The sequence below is a fragment of the Streptomyces sp. NPDC048196 genome (assembly GCF_040652715.1).
GTDB classification, from domain to species: Bacteria; Actinomycetota; Actinomycetes; order Streptomycetales; family Streptomycetaceae; genus Streptomyces; species Streptomyces siderophoricus.
Genome location: NZ_JBEZMM010000022.1, coordinates 37,638 through 57,763 on the forward strand (window position 1 = coordinate 37,638; position 20,126 = coordinate 57,763).

Annotated in this window: 11 protein-coding genes; 9 read left to right on the forward strand and 2 right to left on the reverse strand. The window is 73.3% G+C overall.

The window, feature by feature from the left end:
- Positions 1-129: 129 nt before the first annotated feature.
- A complete protein-coding gene (locus AB0E02_RS21740) occupies positions 130-1,377 on the reverse strand; it encodes an Ig-like domain-containing protein (protein WP_362141728.1) in 1,248 nt (415 codons plus the stop codon).
- 214 nt (positions 1,378-1,591) lie between these two features.
- Positions 1,592-2,836: an Ig-like domain-containing protein gene (locus AB0E02_RS21745; RefSeq protein WP_362141730.1), complete on the reverse strand. Its 1,245-nt coding sequence runs from the start codon at positions 2,834-2,836 to the stop codon at positions 1,592-1,594.
- Between the two features lie 230 nt (positions 2,837-3,066).
- Between AB0E02_RS21745 and glgX the strand changes: the two genes are divergently transcribed.
- The 9 genes from glgX to AB0E02_RS21790 all read left to right on the forward strand — a co-directional run bounded on the left by glgX (position 3,067) and on the right by AB0E02_RS21790 (position 19,937).
- The gene (gene glgX / locus AB0E02_RS21750) at positions 3,067-5,319 is read left to right on the forward strand and encodes a glycogen debranching protein GlgX (RefSeq protein WP_362141732.1); all 2,253 of its coding nucleotides are present in this window, start codon (positions 3,067-3,069) and stop codon (positions 5,317-5,319) included.
- 126 nt (positions 5,320-5,445) lie between these two features.
- Positions 5,446-7,341, forward strand: coding sequence for an ABC transporter ATP-binding protein (locus AB0E02_RS21755; RefSeq protein WP_362141734.1), 1,896 nt, complete (start codon positions 5,446-5,448; stop codon positions 7,339-7,341).
- Positions 7,338-9,251, forward strand: a complete 1,914-nt coding sequence (locus AB0E02_RS21760) for an ABC transporter ATP-binding protein (RefSeq protein WP_362141736.1) — start codon at positions 7,338-7,340, stop codon at positions 9,249-9,251. Before AB0E02_RS21755 ends, AB0E02_RS21760 begins: the two co-directional genes overlap by 4 nt.
- A gap of 49 nt (positions 9,252-9,300) precedes the next feature.
- Positions 9,301-11,109: an ABC transporter ATP-binding protein gene (locus tag AB0E02_RS21765; RefSeq protein WP_362141738.1), complete on the forward strand. Its 1,809-nt coding sequence runs from the start codon at positions 9,301-9,303 to the stop codon at positions 11,107-11,109.
- Positions 11,106-12,923, forward strand: a complete 1,818-nt coding sequence (locus AB0E02_RS21770; RefSeq protein WP_362141740.1) for an ABC transporter ATP-binding protein — start codon at positions 11,106-11,108, stop codon at positions 12,921-12,923. Before AB0E02_RS21765 ends, AB0E02_RS21770 begins: the two co-directional genes overlap by 4 nt.
- Positions 12,924-13,243: 320 nt before the next feature.
- Positions 13,244-15,523 carry a M4 family metallopeptidase gene (locus tag AB0E02_RS21775; RefSeq protein ID WP_362141742.1) on the forward strand — a complete coding sequence of 760 codons (2,280 nt, stop codon included), beginning with the start codon at positions 13,244-13,246 and terminating at the stop codon, positions 15,521-15,523.
- A gap of 286 nt (positions 15,524-15,809) precedes the next feature.
- Entirely contained in the window at positions 15,810-17,444 is a 1,635-nt protein-coding gene (locus AB0E02_RS21780; RefSeq protein ID WP_362141743.1) for a M4 family metallopeptidase, read from the forward strand.
- A gap of 136 nt (positions 17,445-17,580) precedes the next feature.
- The gene (locus tag AB0E02_RS21785; protein WP_362141745.1) at positions 17,581-18,246 is read left to right on the forward strand and encodes a response regulator transcription factor; all 666 of its coding nucleotides are present in this window, start codon (positions 17,581-17,583) and stop codon (positions 18,244-18,246) included.
- A complete protein-coding gene (locus tag AB0E02_RS21790; protein ID WP_362141746.1) occupies positions 18,243-19,937 on the forward strand; it encodes a histidine kinase in 1,695 nt (564 codons plus the stop codon). The genes AB0E02_RS21785 and AB0E02_RS21790 overlap by 4 nt, the downstream gene beginning before the upstream one ends.
- Positions 19,938-20,126 lie beyond the last annotated feature (189 nt).

The following is a 20,126-nucleotide window of genomic DNA, read 5'->3' on the forward strand; positions in this document are numbered from 1 at the left end:
CGGACCGGTGCGGTCCGTCACAGTGCCCGCACCGGTCACCTTCCGGCCGTCTCCCGCCGCTCCCCGCCTGCTCCCGGCTCCCGGGCTCTCCGGCTCTCGGCTCTCAGCTCTCGGCTCTCCCGCAGGGACCTACTGACCGGCCTTCCACTTCTCCCAGGAGAGGTTCCAGTCGCTGAAGCCGTTGTCCGGCTGGATCGTTTCGTCGTGCGAGTTCTTGACGATGACGACATCGCCGACGAGGGAGTTACGGAAGAACCACGCCGCCGGGGTGGAGCCGTCGCCGCCGCCGCGCTGGTCGAACAGGCCGACACAGCCGTGGCTGGCGTTGCGGGTGCCGAACGTCGGCCCGCCCGACCAGTAGTTGCCGTGGATGAACGTCCCGGAATTGCTCAGCCGCATGGCGTGCGGGACGTCCTTGATGTCGTACTCGCCGCCGAAGCCGACCGTGTCGCCGTTCATCCGCGTCACCACGTGCTTCTCGCTGATCACCATCGTGCCGTTGTACGTCTCGGTGCCCGGCGCGCCGGCGGTGATCGGGACGGTCTTGATCTTCTTGCCGTCGCGGACCACGGTCATCGTCTTCTTCTCGGCGTCGACCGTGCTGACCTGGCTGCGGCCGACGGTGAAGGAGACCTGCTTGGCCTGGGTGCCGTAGACGCCGGGGCGGCCCTCGACGCCGTCGAGGTCGAGCTTGAGGGTGACCTTGGTGCCGGGCGCCCAGTACTTCTCGGGGCGGAAGTCCAGCCGGTCGTTGCCGAACCAGTGGCTCTCGATCGGGACCGACGGGCTGGCGGTGACCTTGATGGCGTCCGCCACCGCCTTGGGGTGGGTGATGCCGCGGGTGAAGCGGAGGGAGACCGGCATCCCGACGCCGACCTGCTGGCCGTTCTCCGGGCTGTACTGGCCGATGAAGGTGTTCTTCGGGACGAGGGTGGTGAACGTCGCGTGCTCGGCGGCCGCCCGGCCCCCGCCGTCCACCGCGACCGCGTCGACGGTGTACTTCGTCGAGGCGCCCAGATGGCCGCTCGGCTGCCACAGCGCGCCGTCGCCGGATATCTTCCCGTCGACCGCATTGCCCTTGCCGTCGGTGACCTTGACGGTCTTGAGCCGTCCCTTCCGGGCGGTCACCTTCAGCGCGCCGCTGGTGGCCACGCCGTCCGCGCCGTCCTTGGGGGCTATCGTCACGGCGGCCTGCGAGGCGGCCTTGGCGCCGCCGGCCCTGCCGGCCGCCTTCCCGTCGTCACCGTCGCCGTCGTCGCCGCCGCACGCGCTCACCAGCATCAGCGTCGCGCCGAGCAGCAACGCGAGCGGTGCGCGACCCCCGCGCGGCCACCGACGCCGGCGCGCCGGCACCCCCGGATTCGGCTGGACGTTCACCACTGGCCCCATTTCCCCTCGCACGGCCCGCACTCCCCCGCGCGCGGACGCGGAAGGGCCGCGCGCCTGGCGTTAGATAACCACACCGCACTGACATGTGAACTCCCCGCGGATGTCACCGTTTAGTCCCAAGTGCGGGGGTGAGCGGGAGCGGACGGCCGGGCGCGTCCGCCGGAGCGGCTCCGGCGCGGTCGCCCTTCGCCGTCGGCGCCGGTCAGTGCAGCGCGGAGCCGGACCGCCACTGCTCCCAGGACAGGTTCCAGCCGCCCAGGCCGTTGTCCGGTGCGACCAGCCGCTCCGGGGAGTTCTGGACGATCACGGTGTCGCCGACGATCGACTGGGCGAAGAACCAGCCGGCCGGGGTGTGCGGGCCGCCGCCCTTGATGTCCTTGAGGCCGACGCAGCCATGGCTGGTGTTGAGGCCGCCGAAGACCTCGGGCCGCGCCCAGTAGTTGCCGTGCAGAAAGGTCCCGGACCTGGTGAGGCGCATGGCGTGCGGCACGTCGGGGATGTCGTACTCGCCGCCGAAACCGACCGTGCCGCCGTCCATCCGCGTCAGCGAGTGCCGCTCCAGGATGACCATCCGTCCGTTGTACGTGGGGTTCTCGGCGTCGCCCGCGGTGACCGGCAGCACCGCGACGGTCCGTCCGTCGCGCCGCACCGTCATGGTGTGCCGCGCGGCATCGATGAAGCTGACCTGGTCCCGGCCCACCCGGTAGTGCACGGTCCGGCGCTGCGTCCCGTAGGCACCGGGTGCGGCCTTCACACCGCGCAGCCGGAGCTCCACCGTGATCCGGGTGCCCGGCCGCCAGCGGTCGCGGGGGCGGAAGTCCAGGCGACGGTGGCCGAACCAGTGGGCGGCGACCTCGACGCGGGGCCGGGCGCTCACCCGGACGGCGCGCTCGACGGCCGCGCGGTCGGCGATCGGGCGGTTGAAGACCATCGAGAAGATCAGGCCGGTGCCGACCGTGGCATCGCCCTGCGGCGAGAACGAGCCGGTGACGTGGTGGACCGGCGGGGCGGTGGTGAAGGTGGTGCGGCGGGCGGCCCGGTGGCCGGCGCCGTCCAGCGCCACCGCGTCGACGGTGTACGTCGTGCCGGGCCGCAAGGGGCCGGTGGCGGGGCGCCAGACCATGCCGTCCGGTGAGATCCGGCCGACCACCAACTGCCGGCCGGCCCCTCCGGTGCGGGTGACGTGCACCCGCTCCAGCCGCCCCTCCGGCACCCGGACCTCGAACCGCCCGTTGGCCCGTACGCCGCGCGCGCCGTTCTCCGGGACGATCCTGATCGCCTCCTCCGGGGAGCGCGGGGCGCCGCCGATGAGGGCCTCGGTGTCCCCGCAGCCGGCCAGTGCCACCGTCCCGGCGAGCCAGGCCGCGACGGCGCGGGCGACGCGGACGCGGACGTACCGGTGGTTCTTCGCTCGTCCCCCTGCACGTTCCTGCTGATGGCCGGTCATATACCGAAGTGTGCGGGATGGTGGGGAGTGACGGGGGTATGTCGCGTGCGGATCCATCCGTTTGTCCCGTCCCGGAGCGGCTCCGGGACGGCGCGCCGAGCCCCCGCGCGCGGAAACGTGCGGCAACGGCCGGTTGCGGGAAGAACAACGGGGAGGGCGGGACGTACGCGCGGCCGGGACTCCGTGCTGGGCACCGCCCGACCGAGCCATGAGCCGCAGGAGGCCGGCACGTGTCGAGCGCACCCGAACAAGAGGCGGTGGCGGACGAACCCCTCGCCCCGCCCGCGGACATCCGCCCCGGCGCCCCCACTCCCCTGGGGGCGCGCCACCGCACCGGCCCCGACGGGGTCGCCGGCACCAACTTCGCCCTGTGGGCCGGTGGCGCCGAGGCCGTGGAGCTGTGCCTGTTCGACGAGGCGGAGCAGGAGACCCGCCATCCCCTGACCGAGCTGACCCACGAGATCTGGCACGGCTTCCTGCCCGGCGTGCGCCCCGGCCAGCGGTACGGCTACCGGGTGCACGGCCGCTGGGACCCCTGGTCCGGCGCCCGCTGGAACCCGGCGAAGCTGCTGCTCGACCCGTACGCCAGGGCCGTCGACGGCGATTTCGGCCACCGTACGGAGCCGGCCGGCCCCGGGGGCGCGCTGCCCGCCCAGCTCTACGGGCACGTCCGCGACTGGCCGGACCAGCACCTCGCCGACACGGTCCGCGACAACCGGGACTCCGCGCCGTTCGTCCCCAAAGGCGTCGTGGTCGGCGGGGACGCCGGTGAGGAGGGCGACGACGAGTGGCGGGACGACCGCCGCCCGAAGACCCCCTGGCCGGATTCGGTCCTCTACGAGCTGCACGTCCGCGGTTTCACGATGCGTCACCCGGGCATTCCGGAGCGGCTGCGCGGCACGTACGCGGGGCTGGCGCACCCGGCCGCGCTGGAGCACCTGGTCCGGCTCGGCGTCACGGCCGTCGAGCTGCTGCCGGTCCACCAGTTCGCCCATGAGGACCACCTGGTGCGCCGGGGGCTGCGCAACTACTGGGGCTACAACTCCATCGGCTATTTCGCACCACACGCGGGCTACGCCGCCACCGGGACCCGCGGGCAGCAGGTCGGCGAGTTCAAGCGGATGGTGCGGGCACTGCACGACGCGGGCATCGAGGTGATCCTCGACGTGGTCTACAACCACACCGCGGAGGCCGGCGAGCTGGGCCCGACGCTCTCCCTGCGGGGCATCGACAACCGCGGCTACTACCGGCTGGCCGGCGACGCCCGCCGCTACGCCGACTACACCGGCTGCGGCAACACCCTGCACGTCGTCCAGCCACACGTGCTGCGGCTGATCACGGACTCCCTGCGCTACTGGGTCACCGAGATGGGCGTGGACGGCTTCCGCTTCGACCTCGCGGCGGCGCTGGCCCGTTCGATGCACGACGTCGACATGCTCTCCCCGTTCCTCGCCGTGATCGCCCAGGACCCCGTGCTGCGCCGGGTCAAGCTGATCGCCGAGCCGTGGGACGTCGGCTCCGGCGGCTATCAGGTGGGCGCCTTCCCACCCCTGTGGACGGAGTGGAACGACCGCTACCGCGACACTGTCCGCGACTTCTGGCGCGGCGCCCAGCACGACGTGCGGGACCTGGGCTACCGGCTCTCCGGCTCCAGCGACCTCTACGCCTGGGGCGGTCGCCGCCCGTACGCGTCGGTCAACTTCATCACCGCGCACGACGGCTTCACCCTGCGCGACCTGGTCACCTACGAGCACAAACGGAACGGCGACAACGGCGAGAACAACCGGGACGGCAACAACGACAACCGGTCCTGGAACTGCGGCGCCGAGGGCGAGACCGACGACCCCGAGGTCACCGCGCTGCGCCACCGCCAGCTGCGGAACTTCCTGACCACCCTGCTGCTGTCGACCGGCGTGCCGATGCTGGTGGCCGGCGACGAGATGGGCCGCACCCAGCACGGCAACAACAACGCCTACTGCCAGGACAACCCGACCAGTTGGCTCGACTGGTCGCTCCTGGACGACCCCCGCTGGCGGCCGCTGGCCGACCTCGCCGCCCGGCTGATCGCGCTGCGCCGCGCCCACCCCGTACTGCGCCGCCGGGCGTTCTTCTCCGGGCGGCCGCACGAGCAGGGCGGGCTGCGCGATCTGGCCTGGTTCACCGCGGACGGGACGGAGATGACCGAACAGGACTGGTACACCCCGGGGGCGACGCTCGGCATGTACCTCTCCGGCAATGACATCTCCCAGCGCGACGAACGGGGCGTCCGGGTCGTCGACGACAGCTTCCTCGCCGTCCTGCACGCCGCCGCCCGCCCCCGCCGGATCACCCTCCCCGGCCCGCCCTGGGCGCAGACCTACGAACTCCTCGTCGACACCGCCCGCGAGGAACAGCCCACCGCCGGCGAACCGCCCTGCCCGGCGGGCGGCACGCTCACGCTGGAGGGCCGGTCCCTGGTGCTGTTCCGGGCGGTGCCGGGCTGAGGCCGGGGCGGTGCGGGCCGGCGCGGGAGCGGGGCGGGGCGGCGCGGCGCGAACTGACGGGTGCCGGCCGCGGCCCGCCGAAATCCGGCTGAGCGATGTCAGTGGTGCGCCTTACGCTCGCGAGTGATGGCCGATACCACGTACGCGACGAACCCGACCGACCCGACGTCCTTGCCCGAGGTGCCCCAACCCTCCGCGGTGCGCTCGCTGTTGCGCCTGTGGCCGTTCGTGCGCCCGGTGCGGGCAAGGCTGTTCACGGCCGCGTTCGTGGCGGTGGTGGCCTCGTGCCTCAGCCTCGTCATCCCGCTGGTGCTCAAGTGGCTGGTGGACGGGCCGATCGCGGCGGGTGACCCGGACGGGGTGTGGCTGGGCGGCGGATACCTGCTGCTGCTCGGGCTCGCCGAGGCGCTGCTGTTCGGGTTCCGGCGCTGGCTGGTGGCGCGCCCGTTGTCCGGGGTGGAGGCGGCGATGCGCGCGGCGCTGTACCGCCGGCTGCAGCGGCTGCCGGTCGCCTTCCACGACCGCTGGCCGTCGGGCCAGCTGCTGTCGCGGGGCACCACCGATCTGCAGATGCTGCGCATGTTCCTCACCTTCCCCCTGACGTTCCTGCTGGTCAACGGCGTGACCATCCTGGTGGGCGGGGTGCTGCTGGTGGCCCAGCGCTGGTCGCTGGGGCTGGTGCTGCTGTCGCCGCTGCTGCCGCTGCTGGTGCTGTGCTCGGTCTTCGAGGCGAAGTACGGGCGGGCGGCCCGCGTCGTCCAGGACCAGATCGGCGATCTGACCACCGTGGTCGAGGAGTCGGTGCTCGGCATCCGGATCATCAAGGGCTTCGGGCGCCACCGCAGCCAGGCCCGGGCCTTCAAGGAGCTGACCGGCCGGCTGCGCGCCTCCGAGCTGCGCAAGGCGCGGCTGCTGGCCTGGATATGGGGGCTGAACACCACCCTCCCGGAATGTGCGCTCGGCGCCGCCCTGGTGCTCGGCGCGGTCCAGGTGGCCGACGGCGCGCTGTCCGCGGGCACGCTCGTCGCGTTCCTGTCGACGGCGCTGGCGCTGCGCTGGCCGGTGGAGTCGATCGGTTTCCTGCTGGCCATGAGCAACGAGGCGGCCACCGCCACCGACCGGTACTTCGAGGTGATGGACGAGCCGGAGGTGAGCGACGCGCCGGAGGCGGGCGGGCCGGAGGTGAGCGACGCGCCGGAGGCGGGCGGGCCGGAGGTGAGCGGCGCACCGCCGGCCGGCGGCGAGCGGTCGAGCGGGGACCGGGCCCGGCCGGTCCCCGGCGGTCTGGTCTTCTCCGGGGTCGGGTTCCACTATCCCGATGCCCCGCCGGACGCCCCGCCCACCCTCCAGGACGTCACCCTGCACATCCGCCCCGGCGAGACGATGGCCCTGGTCGGCGCGACCGGCAGCGGGAAGACCACGCTCACGGCGCTGGTGCCGCGGCTGTACGACCCGACCGCGGGCCGGATCACCCTCGACGGCCGCGATCTGGCGACGATCGGCCGCGACGAGGTCCGTTCGCTGGTCGCGGTGGCCTTCGAGGAGCCCACGCTGTTCTCCGCGACCGCGGCGGAGAACGTCCTGATGGGCGCGGCCGACGCACAGGAGGCCGATCTGCGGCGGGCGTTGCGGGTGGCACAGGCCGACGGGTTCGTCGACGCGCTGCCGCAGGGCGGCGCGACCCCGGTCGGCGAACAGGGCCTGAGCCTGTCCGGCGGACAGCGGCAGCGGCTGGCGCTGGCCCGCGCGGTGGTCGGCCGGCCCCGCTTCCTGATCCTCGACGATCCGCTGTCCGCCCTCGACGTGCACACGGAGGCCCTGGTGGAGGCGGCGCTGCGGCAGGTCCTGGCGACGACCACGGCCCTGGTCGTCGCCCACCGCCCGTCCACGGTCCTGCTCGCCGACCGGGTGGCGCTGCTCTCCGGCGGCCGGATCACCGCCGTCGGCACCCACCACCAACTCCTCCGGGACCACGCCGAATACGCCGCGCTGATGTCCGGCGAGGAAGAGGCCGCCCGATGACCACCACCACGACCGGCCGCCCCTCCGACGCCCCCGAGCCCGGCCCCGAGCCCGGCCCCGGAGCGGCCCAGCAGCCCCCCGCCGACCCGGCCCGCTCCCCGGGGCAGCCGCCGGAGGCCGACGACGCCTTCGAACGGGACCGGCTGCCCGCGCCCGGGAACGCCGCCCGGGCACTCCTCGCCTCCTTATTGGCGCCGCACCGCCGCCGCGTCGGCCTGGTCGCCGTACTGCTGCTCCTCCAGCAGGCAGCCGTGCAGGCCGGTCCGCTGCTGGTCGCCTACGCACTGGACCGGGCGGTGCCGGCGCTGCGCGCGCACGACCACGGGCCGCTGGTCGCCGTGGCGGTCGTGGCCGGTCTGTGCGCCGCGGCGTCCGGCGGGCTGCAGTGGGGCTTCATCCGGGTGTCCGCCCTGGTCAGCCAGGACGTGCTGCTGGACCTGCGGGGCCGGATCTTCCGGCACGGCCAGGCGCTCGGCCTGGACTTCCACGAGCGCTATACGTCCGGCCGGCTGATATCCCGGGCCACCACCGACGTCGAGTCGCTGCGCGAACTCCTCGACGAGGGCATCCAGGAACTGATCACCATCGCCCTGTCGTCGGTCTACATCACCGTGACCCTGCTCTTCCTGGACCCGGGCTTCGGCGTGGCCGCACTCGTCTCCGCCGCCCCGCTGGCGCTCCAGGTGCGCTCGTACCGCCGCCGCTCCCACCGGGTCTACAGCGCCAAGTCGACGGCGATGGCGGGCGTCATCGTGCAGGTCACCGAGACCCTCAACGGCATCCGCCCGGTGCAGGCGTTCCGCCGCGAGCGGTCCAACGACGCGGCCTTCGCCCGGCTCAACCACCGCCACGAGAGGGTCAACGGCGACGCGTTGCTGGAGATGGCCCGCTATGTGGTCCTCTCCCGCCTGGCCGCCAACGTCGCGATCGCCGCGATCGTCCTGTGGGGCGCCTACCGCGTCGCCACGGGCGGACTGGCGCTCGGCGTGCTGGCGGCCGCGGTGCTCTATCTGCGCCGGCTCTACGACCCCATCGACCGCCTCGGCATGTTCCTCAACGCCTATGAGAGCGCCGCCGCTTCGCTGCAGAAGATCGCCGGTCTGCTCGCCCAGCGCCCGTCGGTCCCGGAACCGTCCGCCCCCGCCGGGCTGCCGGCCGTCGCGTCCGGCCGGCCGGGCCGCGAGGTGGCGTTCCGCGGGGTCCGCTTCGCCTACCGGACCGGCGGCGAGGTGCTGCCCCGCTTCGACCTGACCCTCGCGGCGGGTTCGACCGTCGCCGTGGTGGGCGCCACCGGCGCCGGCAAGTCCACCCTCGCCAAGCTGCTGGCCCGCTTCTACGACCCCACCGAGGGCCGGGTCCTGCTCGACGGCGTCGATCTGCGCGAGCTGTCCGCGGCGGAGCTGCGCCGCGCCGTCGTGATGGTCACCCAGGAGGCGTTCCTGTTCTCCGGCACGGTCGCCGACAACATCGCCCTCGGTCGGCCGGACGCCACCCGCGCGGAGATCGAGAGCGCCGCGAAGGCCATCGGTGCCCATGACTTCATCACCGCCCTGCCGGACGGCTACGACACCGACGTGCGCAAGCGCGGCGGCCGGATATCCGCCGGCCAGCGCCAACTCGTCGGCTTCGCCCGGGCACTGCTCGCCGACCCGGCCGTGCTCATCCTCGACGAGGCGACCAGCTCCCTGGACATCCCCGGTGAACGCGCGGTCCAGCGCGCCATGGACACTGTCCTGCAAGGCCGTACGGCCGTGGTCATCGCCCACCGCCTGTCCACCGTCGAGATCGCCGACCGGGTCCTGGTCATGGCCGACGGCCGGATCGTCGAGGACGGCCCGCCGGACCGGCTCATCAAGGACCGCGGCCGGTTCGCCGCCCTGCACCGGGCGTGGCGGGACAGCGTGGGGTAGGCGGCGCGGCGCGGGCGGCCGCGCGCGGACGGACGGGGGGACGTACGGGATGAAGCAGCCGGCGGACGCGCCGCGGAGTGCGGGGCGTTATCTGTGGTGGCTGGTGGCGAGCCAGCGTGGGCGGGTGGCGGCGGGGGCGGCGTACGGGAGCCTGTGGAACGCGGGGCTGATGGTGCCGCCGTACGTGCTCTCCCGGGCGATCGACGAGGGGCTGGCACCGGGGCGGACCGCGGCGCTGGCGGGCTGGGTGGCGGTGCTGCTGGCCGTCGGCGGGCTGAACGCCTGGCTGGGCATGATGCGGCACCGCACGATGACCAGGATCCGGATGGACGCCACGTTCCGTACGGTCCGGGCGGTCATGGCGCAGACCCTGCGGCTGGGCGCGGCGCTGCCCCGGCAGGTGACGGCCGGGGAGGTCGTCACCATCGGGATCGGCGACGTCGCGGTGATCAGCCAGACCCTGACGATGACCGGGCCGGGCGTCGGCGGGGTGCTGGCGTACGGCGTCGTCGCCGTACTGCTGCTGGCCGTCTCGCCGCTGCTCGCCGCCGTGGTGCTGCTGGGCGTACCGCTGCTGGCGGTGGCGGTCGGACCGCTGCTGGGACGGCTGCAGGGCGCGGAGACCCACTACCGCGAGCGGCAGAGCGGACTGGCGGCCCAACTGGGCGATCTGGTGGGCGGGTTGCGGGTGCTCGGCGGGCTGGGCGGCAAGGAGGTGTTCGCGGGCCGCTACCGGCGCGCGTCGCAGGAGCTGTGCCGCGAGGGCTACCGGGTCGGTGCGGTGACGAGCTGGATCCAGGCGCTCGGAGTGGGTCTGCCGATCCTGTTCCTGGCCGCCGTCACCTGGCTCGCGGCCCGGATGGCGGCCCAGGGCGACCTCACCACCGGCGAGTTGGTGGCGGTCTACGGCTATACGGCGGCCTTGGTGGTGCCGGTGTCGGCCTTCATCGAGGGCGGCTACGACCTCACCCGCGGCCTGGTCGCCGCCCGGCGGGTCGTACGGTTCCTGCAACTACGGGCGGACACGGCGGATTCCGGGGACGTCACCAGCGCCGCGGATGCCGTGGCAGCGGACGGCGGGACCGTACCGCCGCGGCGGTCGGCCGGGCCCGAGCGGGTGGCCGTGCTGCGGGATCCGGAGTCGGGCGTCGAGGTGGTGCCCGGGCTGCTGACCGCGCTGGTCGCCGGCCGGCCGGCCGAATCGGCGGCGGTGGTCGACCGCCTGGGCCGGTTCGCCGACTCCGCGGCGGCCTGGGGCGCGGTCCGGCTGGACGAGATCCCGCTGACCCGGGTCCGGACCCGCATCCTGGTCGCGGACAACGAGGCGGACCTGTTCGCCGGCACCCTGCGCGAGGTGGTGAGCGGACGCCGGGACCGTACCGACGCGGCGATCGGCCGGGCCCTGCACACGGCCCTGGCCGAGGACATCGTCCGGGCGCTGCCGGCCGGGCTGGACTCGCCGGTCGCGGCGCAGGGCCGCAACCTCTCCGGCGGGCAGCGGCAGCGGCTGCGCCTGGTACGGGCCCTGCTGGCCGACCCGGAGGTGCTGCTCGCGGTCGAGCCGACCTCGGCCGTGGACGCCCATACCGAGGCGGCGGTCGCGGCCCGGCTGCACGCCGCCCGCACGGGCCGTACGACGGTCGTCACCACCGCCTCCCCGCTGCTGCTCGATCAGGCCGACGTGGTGTGCTTCCTCGTCGACGGCAAGGTCAGCGCGGTCGGCCGGCACCGCCAACTCCTCGACGACGTCCCCGCGTACCGCCGTCTGGTGGCCCGCGACGAGGACGAGGGAGAGGCAGAGGCAGAGGAAGACGACGGGGAAGCGCACGAGGACCAGGACGGAGGGGCCGCGTCATGACGTCATCGGCGGCACACACCACCTCACCCGGCGCGCACGGGCTTCCCGTGGCCGGGCCGGCCGCGACCCGGCGGGCCGCGCTGCGGCTGGTGCGCCGGGACGGCCGGGCATTCGCGCTGATGCTGGTGCTGAACGCGCTGGCGGCCGGCGCCGGGCTGGCCGGTCCGTGGTTGCTGGGGCGGATCGTGGACACGGTCCGGGACGGCGGCGGGGTGGCGGCGGTGGACCGGCTGGCGCTGGTCATCCTGGTGTGCGCGGTGGCCCAGTTGCTGCTGGCACGGCAGGCCCGGTACGTCGGCCACCGCTTCGGGGAACGGGCCGCGGCGCGGATCCGGGAGGGTTACGTCGACCGGGCGCTGGCGCTGCCGGCCGCGGTCGTGGAGCGGGCCGGGACCGGCGATCTGACGGCCCGCGGCACGACGGACGTCACGTCGGTCGGGCGGACGCTGCGGGACGCCGCGCCGGAGGTCTCGGTCGCGGCCGTCCAGGCGCTGTTCCTGCTCGGTGCCGTGGTGGTGGTCGCTCCGCTGCTCGGGCTGTGCACGCTGGGGCTGCTGGGCGGACTGCTGGCGGTCCGCTGGTATCTGCGCCGGGCGCACCGGGCGTACCTCGCGGAGGGCGCGGCGACCTCGGAACTGGCCGAGCTGCTGGCCGCCACCGCCGCGGGAGCCCGGACCGTGGAGGCGCTGGGCCTGCAGGAGCGCCGGTGGGCGGCGGGCGAGCGGGCGATCGAGGAGTGCCGCCGCACGCGGCTGCGGACGCTGTTCCTGCGCAGTGTGCTGCTGCCCGCCGTGGATGTCGGCCATGTCCTGCCGGTGGCCGGTGTGCTGCTGGCCGGCGGGGCCCTGGTGGGGCGGGACGGTGTCGGGCTGGGCGCGGTGGTCGCCGCGGCGCTGTATTTGCGGCAGCTGTCCGAGCCGCTGGACACGGTTCTGCTGTGGCTGGAGCAACTGCAGAGCAGCGGTGCGGCGTTCGCCCGCGTCGAGGGGCTGGGGACGGTGCCGGACGCCCGGGAGGCGGTCGCCGGCGCCGGTCCGGTGCCCGCCGGGGACCGGATCGAGGTCCGTGGCGTGCACTACGCCTACCCCACCGGCGGTGACGGGCCGGCCGGGGCGGCGGACCGGGGTGCCGGGGACGTCCTGCACGGCGTCACCCTCACCGTCCGCCCCGGTGAACGGCTGGCGCTGGTGGGTCCCTCCGGGGCCGGGAAGTCCACGCTGGGGCGGCTGCTGGCCGGCATCGAGGCGCCGCGCCGCGGGTCGGTGACGGTCGGCGGGGTGCCGGTCGCCGGGCTGGATCCGGAGGTGCTGCGGCAGCACGTGGTCCTGGTCACCCAGGAGCACCACGTGTTCCTGGGCAGCGTCCGCGACAACCTCCGGCTGGCCGCGCCCGGTGCCGGGGACGGCGAGCTGCGGGCCGCGCTGGCGGCCGTCGGGGCCGGCTGGGCCGGGGAGCTGCCGGCCGGCCTGGACACCGAGCTGGGTCCGGGCGGTCACCGCCTCGACGGCGCGCAGTCCCAGCAACTGGCGCTGGCCCGGGTGGTGTTGGCCGACCCGCACACGGTGATCCTGGACGAGGCGACGGCGCTGCTCGATCCGCGTACCGCGCGGCACACCGAGCGGGCGCTGGCCGCCGTGCTCGCGGGCCGTACGGTCATCGCCGTCGCGCACCGGCTGCACACCGCGCACGACGCGGACCGGGTCGCCGTCATGGAGGCCGGCCGGCTGGCCGAACTCGGCACCCACGACGAGCTGGTGGCGGCCGGTGGTGCGTATGCGGCGCTCTGGCGCTCCTGGCACGGGGGGCGGCCGTGACGGCGATCACCCCTCGTCCGGATTCCGGACGTCGATTTCGCGCAACGGACGTTTTCCGGCCAATTACTTGAACGGACCCTGACAACCAGCCAGCCGTGGTGGGACTCTTCCCCGCAGTCGCCGCACGGTCCCCACAGCACCACGCCATGCGGCAGCGGGCTTCCCCTGCACGATCCGTTCCACCAGTACGTCGCACCTCTTGCGTACGTCTCCCCCCACACGCTCCAAGTGTTCTGCCTCGATCTGCCCGGACGGCCGTTGGGTCGCCCGGTCCCCCTCGGCCGCACCGTCACGTAGCGGCCACCGCAGAAGGAGTCAGTGTGAGACGCACCCCCCATGGACGCGCCGTCGCGACCGGCGCACTGGTCGCCGTCACCGCGATGCTGGCCGTCGGAGTCCAGGCCGGCACCGGCACGGCGGCCGCCCCGCGGCCCGGCACCGCGCACGCCGTACCCGATCCGGGCGCACTGCCGGCCAAGCTGTCCCCGTCCCAGCGTGCGGAGCTGATACGGGCGGCCGGCGCCACCACCGCCAAGACGGCCCGCGAGCTCAAGCTCGGCGCCAAGGAGAAGCTGGTCGTCAAGGACGTCTCGAAGGACGCCAACGGCACGGTCCACACGCGCTACGAGCGCACCTACGCCGGACTGCCGGTGCTCGGCGGCGACCTCGTCGTGCACGAGAGCAAGGGCGGCACGCTCAAGGGCGTCACCAAGGCCGTCCGTTCGCAGCTGAAGGTCGCGAGCACCACCGCCAAGATCACTCCGGCCGCGGCCGCCGCGAAGGCCGTCTCCGCGGCGAAGACCCTCGGGTCGAAGAAGACCGCTCCGGCAAAGGCGCCCCGCAAGGTGATCTGGGTCGCCGACGGCAAGCCGCGGCTGGCCTTCGAGACCGTGGTCGGCGGGCTGCAGGACGACGGCACGCCCAACCAGCTGCACGTCGTCACGGACGCCACCACCGGCGCCGAGATCTACCGCTACCAGGGCATCGAGACCGGTATCGGCAACAGCGAGTACAGCGGCAAGGTCACCATCGGCACGTCGGGTTCGGCGCCGAACTTCTCGATGACCGACTCCACCCGCGGCAACCACAAGACCTACGACCTCAAGCACGGGTCGTCCGGCACCGGGACGCTGTTCACCGACGCGGACGACACCTGGGGCGACGGTACGCCGCAGAACACCCAGACCGCGGGCGTGGACGCCGCCTACGGCGCCCAGGAGACCTGGGACTACTACAAGAACGTGCACGGCCGCAGCGGCATCAAGGGCGACGGCGTGGGCGCCTACTCCCGCGTTCACTACGGCAACAGCTACGTCAACGCGTTCTGGGACGACGGCTGCTTCTGCATGACCTACGGCGACGGCAGCGGCAACGCGGCCCCGCTGACCGCCCTCGACGTGGCGGGCCACGAGATGTCGCACGGCGTCACCTCGAACACCGCGGGCCTCAACTACAGCGGCGAGTCCGGCGGTCTGAACGAGGCCACCTCGGACATCTTCGGCACGGCCGTGGAGTTCTACGCCAACAACCCGGCCGACCCCGGTGACTACCTCATCGGCGAGAAGATCGACATCAACGGCGACGGCACCCCGCTGCGCTACATGGACAAGCCCAGCAAGGACGGCGCCTCCGCGGACTACTGGTCGAGCGGCGTCGGCAACAAGGACGTGCACTACTCGTCCGGCGTCGCCAACCACTTCTTCTACCTGCTCTCCGAGGGCAGCGGCCCGAAGGACATCGGCGGCGTCCACTACGACAGCCCGACCTTCGACAACCTTCCGGTGCCGGGCATCGGCCGGGCCAACGCCGAGAAGGTGTGGTTCAAGGCGCTCAGCCAGTACATGACCGCCACCACCAACTACGCGGACGCCCGCACCGCCACGCTGAAGGCGGCCGCTGACCTGTTCGGCCAGGGCAGCGCCTCGTACAACACGGTCGCCAACACCTGGGCGGCGGTCAACGTCGGCTCCCGTGTCCCGGACGGCGGCGGGGTCACCGTCACCAACCCGGGCAACCAGACCAGCACCGTCGGCCAGGCCGCGAGCCTGCAGATCAAGGCCACCAGCGGCACCGCGGGCGCGCTGTCGTACGCGGCGAGCGGGCTGCCCTCCGGGCTGTCCATCAACGCGAGCACCGGTCTGATCTCCGGGACGCCGACCACGGCCGGCACGTCCAACGTGACGGTGACGGTCACCGACTCCGCGAAGAAGACCGGAACCACCTCCTTCACCTGGACGGTCAACGCGACCGGCGGCGGCAACGTCTTCGAGAACTCCGCCGATGTGCAGATCCCGGACGCGGGCGCGGCGGTCACCTCGCCGATCAGCGTCAGCCGCAGCGGCAACGCCTCCAGCACGCTGAAGGTCGGCGTGGACATCGTCCACACCTACCGCGGTGACCTGGTCATCGACCTGATCGCCCCGGACGGCACGGCCTACCGGCTGAAGAACTCCAACCCGTACGACTCCGCGGCGAACGTGAACACCACGTACACCGTCAACGCCTCCTCGAAGGCGGCGAGCGGCACCTGGAAGCTGCGCGTCCAGGACGTCTACTCGCAGGACTCCGGTTACATCAACGGCTGGAAGCTGACGTTCTGATCCGGCGAGAGCACTCAGCCGTCACCTTGGTGTGACATAGCCGGGCCGGTCGCCGGGAAGACGGGCAACTGACCTGGTGAGCAGGGAAATTGGGCGTCGTCCCCGGTAATCCGGGGGCGGCGCCCGCCTCCGTTATGCGGACACCGATCACCTCAGTGCGGACGATTTTCGGCCAACCTGTGAACAGGCTCCTGACATGCTCGCGTTCAGCTGGCAGTGTTCCGGACGCGAGTCACACCCGCATCGCTTTGCACCCCCACCACTTGGCAAAGTTGAAGGAGCACGCGTGGCCCCCCACATATCCCGCAAGACCCGTGTGACCGGTGGCGCCCTTGCGGCCGCCGCCCTGCTGGCGGCGGGCATCACCGTCGGTACGGCCGGCGCCTCGCCGGCCCCGGCCCCCCACAAGGACGCCTCCCCCCTCCAGCTCAGCGCCTCGCACCGCGCGGAACTCCTGCGCGACGCGGACGGCACCAAGGCGCAGACCGCGAAGGCCCTCGGCCTCGGCGGTCAGGAGAAGCTGGTCGTCAAGGACGTCATCAAGGACGCCGACGGCACCACCCACACCCGTTACGACCGCACCTTCGCCGGACTTCCGGTGCTGGGCGGTGACCTGGTCGTGCACACCGCCAAGGGCGGCGCGATCAAGTCGACCACCAAGTCGACGCAGAAGAGCATCAAGGTGGCCTCCACCACCGCCAGGATCGCCCCCCAGGCCGCCGCGAAGTCGGCCCAGGGCACCGCGGTGAAGTCGCTCGCCGCCAAGAAGGCCGCCACCGCGCAGACCCCGAAGAAGGTCGTCTGGGCCGCCTCCGGTTCGCCGGTCCTGGCCTACGACACCGTCGTCAAGGGCGTCCAGAAGGACGGCACCCCCAGCCGGCTGCACGTCATCACCGACGCCAACACCGGCAAGAAGCTCTTCCAGTACGACGAGATCCACACCGGCAAGGGCGAGAGCGAGTACAGCGGCAGCGTCGAGCTGGGCACCAAGAAGGAGGGCAGCGGCTTCACCCTGACCGACGACGGTCGCGGTGGCCACAAGACCTCCAACCTGGGGAACAGCGAGTCCGGTGACGGCAAGGCCTTCACGGACGACGACGACGCCTGGGGCACCGGCAAGCCCGACGACCCGCAGACCGCGGCCGTCGACGCCCACTACGGTGCGGCCCTGACCTGGGACTACTACAAGACCGTGCACGGCCGCAGCGGCATCAAGGGCGACGGCAAGGGTGCCTCGTCCCGCGTCCACTACGGCAACAGCTACGTCAACGCCTTCTGGGACGACAGCTGCTTCTGCATGACGTACGGCGACGGCGAGGGCAACAAGAAGCCGCTCACCGCCATCGACGTCGCGGCGCACGAGATGTCGCACGGTGTCACCTCCGCCACCGCCAACCTCACCTACAGCGGTGAGTCCGGCGGCCTCAACGAGGGCACCTCGGACATCTTCGGCACCTCGGTCGAGTTCTACGCCAAGAACGACAAGGACCCGGGCGACTACCTCATCGGCGAGAAGATCGACATCAACGGTGACGGCACCCCGCTGCGCTACATGGACAAGCCGTCCAAGGACGGCCAGTCGAAGGACAACTGGGACTCCAACACCGGCAACCTCGACCCGCACTACTCCTCGGGCGTCGCCAACCACTTCTTCTACCTGCTGTCCGAGGGCAGCGGCCCGAAGGAGATCGGTGGCGTCAAGTACGACAGCCCGACGGCGGACGGCAAGAAGGTCGAGGGCATCGGCCGGGACAAGGCCGAGAAGATCTGGTTCAAGGCCCTGACCGAGTACATGACCTCGAACACCGACTACAAGGCGGCCCGCGAGGCGACCATCAAGGCGGCCACCGACCTGTACAAGGCCGACAGCCCCGAGGTCAAGGGCGTCGAGGCGGCCTGGACCGGCGTCGCCGTCAAGTGACGCGACCGGCCGATGCGCACTGATCGGCCCGGGGTAACGTGACCCCGAAGCGGGCGGTGTCCGGAGACCCTCCGGACACCGCCTTCGCGCGTCCCGGGGCGATCGGCGCGCGCAACGGGGCGGAACGGGGGTCCGGATGGACGAGACGATCAGGGTGCTGCTGGCCGACGACGAGGCCCTGCTGCGGGCCGGGGTGCGCGCGATCCTCGCCACCGCGCCCGGCATCGAGGTGGTCGCGGAGGCCGGCGACGGCCGCGCGGCGGTCGACCTCGCGCTGCGGCACCGCCCCGACGTCTGCCTCCTCGACATCCGCATGCCGCGCCTGGACGGCCTGGCCGCGGCCGCCGAACTCGCCACCGCCCTCCCCGGGACCGCGGTGGTCATGCTGACCACCTTCTCGGAGGACGACCACATCGCCGGCGCGCTCGGCGCGGGCGCCGCCGGCTTCCTGCTCAAGACCGGCGATCCGCGGGAGCTCATCGCCGGGGTCCGGGCCGTCGCGGCGGGCGGCGCCTGCCTCGCCCCGTCCGTCGCCCGGCGGGTCATCTCCCATATGGCACAGGGGCAGTTGGGCCGCGGTACGGCCGCCCGGGCCCGGGTCGCCGAGCTGACCCCACGCGAACGCGAGGTGCTCGGACTGGTCGGCGCCGGGCTGTCCAACGCGGAGATCGCCCGGCGGCTCTTCCTGGTCGAGGGCACCGTCAAGGCGTACGTCAGCGCGGCCCTCGCCCGGCTGGGCGTCAAGAACCGCGTCCAGGCCGCAGTCCTCGCCTACGAGGCCGGCCTGGTCCCCACCTCGTGAGACATCTGCCGTCCCGGGCCGCACCGCGGTCCTGGACGCGGCGCACGGACGCGGGACGGCTGCGCGCCCGGCTCCCCGGCCTCGCACTGTGGCTGCTGCTGTGCGTACCGCCGCTGCTCTACGTCCTCGACGGCCTCTCAGGGCCACAGCGCTGGGCGACCCTGGCCGGCTTCCCGCTGCTCGCGCTGGCCGTGCTCGTCCGCCGGCGGGCACCGCTGGTGGCGGTCGCGGTGCCGGTCGTGCCGAGCCTGGTGCTGTCGGTGCAGCTGTTCACCGGTGCGTACTTCCTCGCCCTGGCCGTGCTCGGTCATCTCGCCGGGGTGCGGGTGGCCCGGGCCCGGCCCGCGCTGTGGTTCTTCACCGGCGTCGCGCTGGCCGGCGTACCGGTGTGCGCGCTGGCCGCCCGCACCCTGTGGCCGTGGTTCACCTTCCTGATGACGCTGCTGCTGAACGTGGTGCTGCCCTGGCTGCTGGGCCGCTACCGCCGCCAGTACGCCCAACTCGTCCGCACCGGCTGGCAGTTGGCCGACCGGATGGAGCGCGAGCAGCAGGCGGTGGCCGACCGCACCCGGCTGCGCGAACGGACCAGGATCGCCGGCGACATGCACGACTCGCTCGGCCACGAGCTGGCGCTGATCGCGCTGCGGGCCGGCGCGCTGGAGCTGGACCCGGAACTGGCCGCGGACCGCCGGGCGGCGGCCGGTGAGCTGCGGGCGGCGGCCGGTGCGGCGACCGAGCGGCTGCGGGAGATCATCGGCGTGCTGCGGACGGACGACGAGGGCGCGCCCCGGCGGTCCGCGGACGAGAGCGTGCCGGAGCTGGTGGCACGCGCCCGGGCGTCGGGGCTGACGGTGACACTGGAGCAGCCCGACGAGGCCGAGCGGCCCGACCGAGCGGAATGGCCCGACGGAGCGGAACGGCCGGGCGGGCCGGAGCAACCGGACGGGACGGAACGGGCCGGCGCGGAACAGGCCGGGGCGGCCGGCCTGCCCGGCATGACCGGACCCGCCGTGCACCGGCTCGTCCAGGAGGCGCTCACCAACGCCGCCAAGCACGCCCCGGGCGCGGCCGTCCGGGTGCGGATCGAGCGGGCGGAGGGGCAGCTTCGGGTCACCGTCACCAACGCCGCGCCGCCGCCCGGCCCCGCCCCGGCGGCGGTCTCCGGCGGCAGCGGACTGGTCGGCCTGGACGAGCGGGTACGGCTGGCGGGCGGCACCCTGCACAGCGGCCCGACCCCCGACGACGGCTTCACCGTCGCCGCCCGGCTCCCCCTCACCGGCGGCCCGCTCACCGGTTCCGACGCCGCACCCCAACCGACCGCCGCCGCCCGGGAGTTGGACCGGGCCCGGCGCCAGGTGCGGCGGCGGCTGCGCCAGACGGTGACCGTCCCGCTCGCGGTGACCGCCGCACTGCTGGTGCTGATGGGCGCCTTCGCCCTGGTCAGCACCGAGTGGACGATCCTGGACCGGGCGAGCTACGACCGGCTGCGCCCGGGCATGCCGCGCACACAGGTGGACGACCTGGTGCCGTTCTTCCACCTGGACGTCCCCCCGGAGGGCACCCCCGCGCCGCCCCACGGCTGGTCCTGCACGTACTACGGCATCGACCCCGACACCACAGCGGCCTACGAGCTGTGCTTCGCCGAGGGCCGTCTGGTCAGGAAGGCCGTGGCCCACCGCCGGGACCGCTGACACCCGGCAGCCCACCACTCCCCCATCCGGGTGTCCCGGGCGACGACCACACCGCGCACGGAGCGCCAACGCCCTTACGTGTCAAGGGAGTTGAGGAGCCCCGCGGGCCACACGCACCTCCCTACCCGCGCGTTTCCCGATATGGCCGATTCCACCCCCTCAGGCGCCCTTGTACGAGATCCCTCCTGG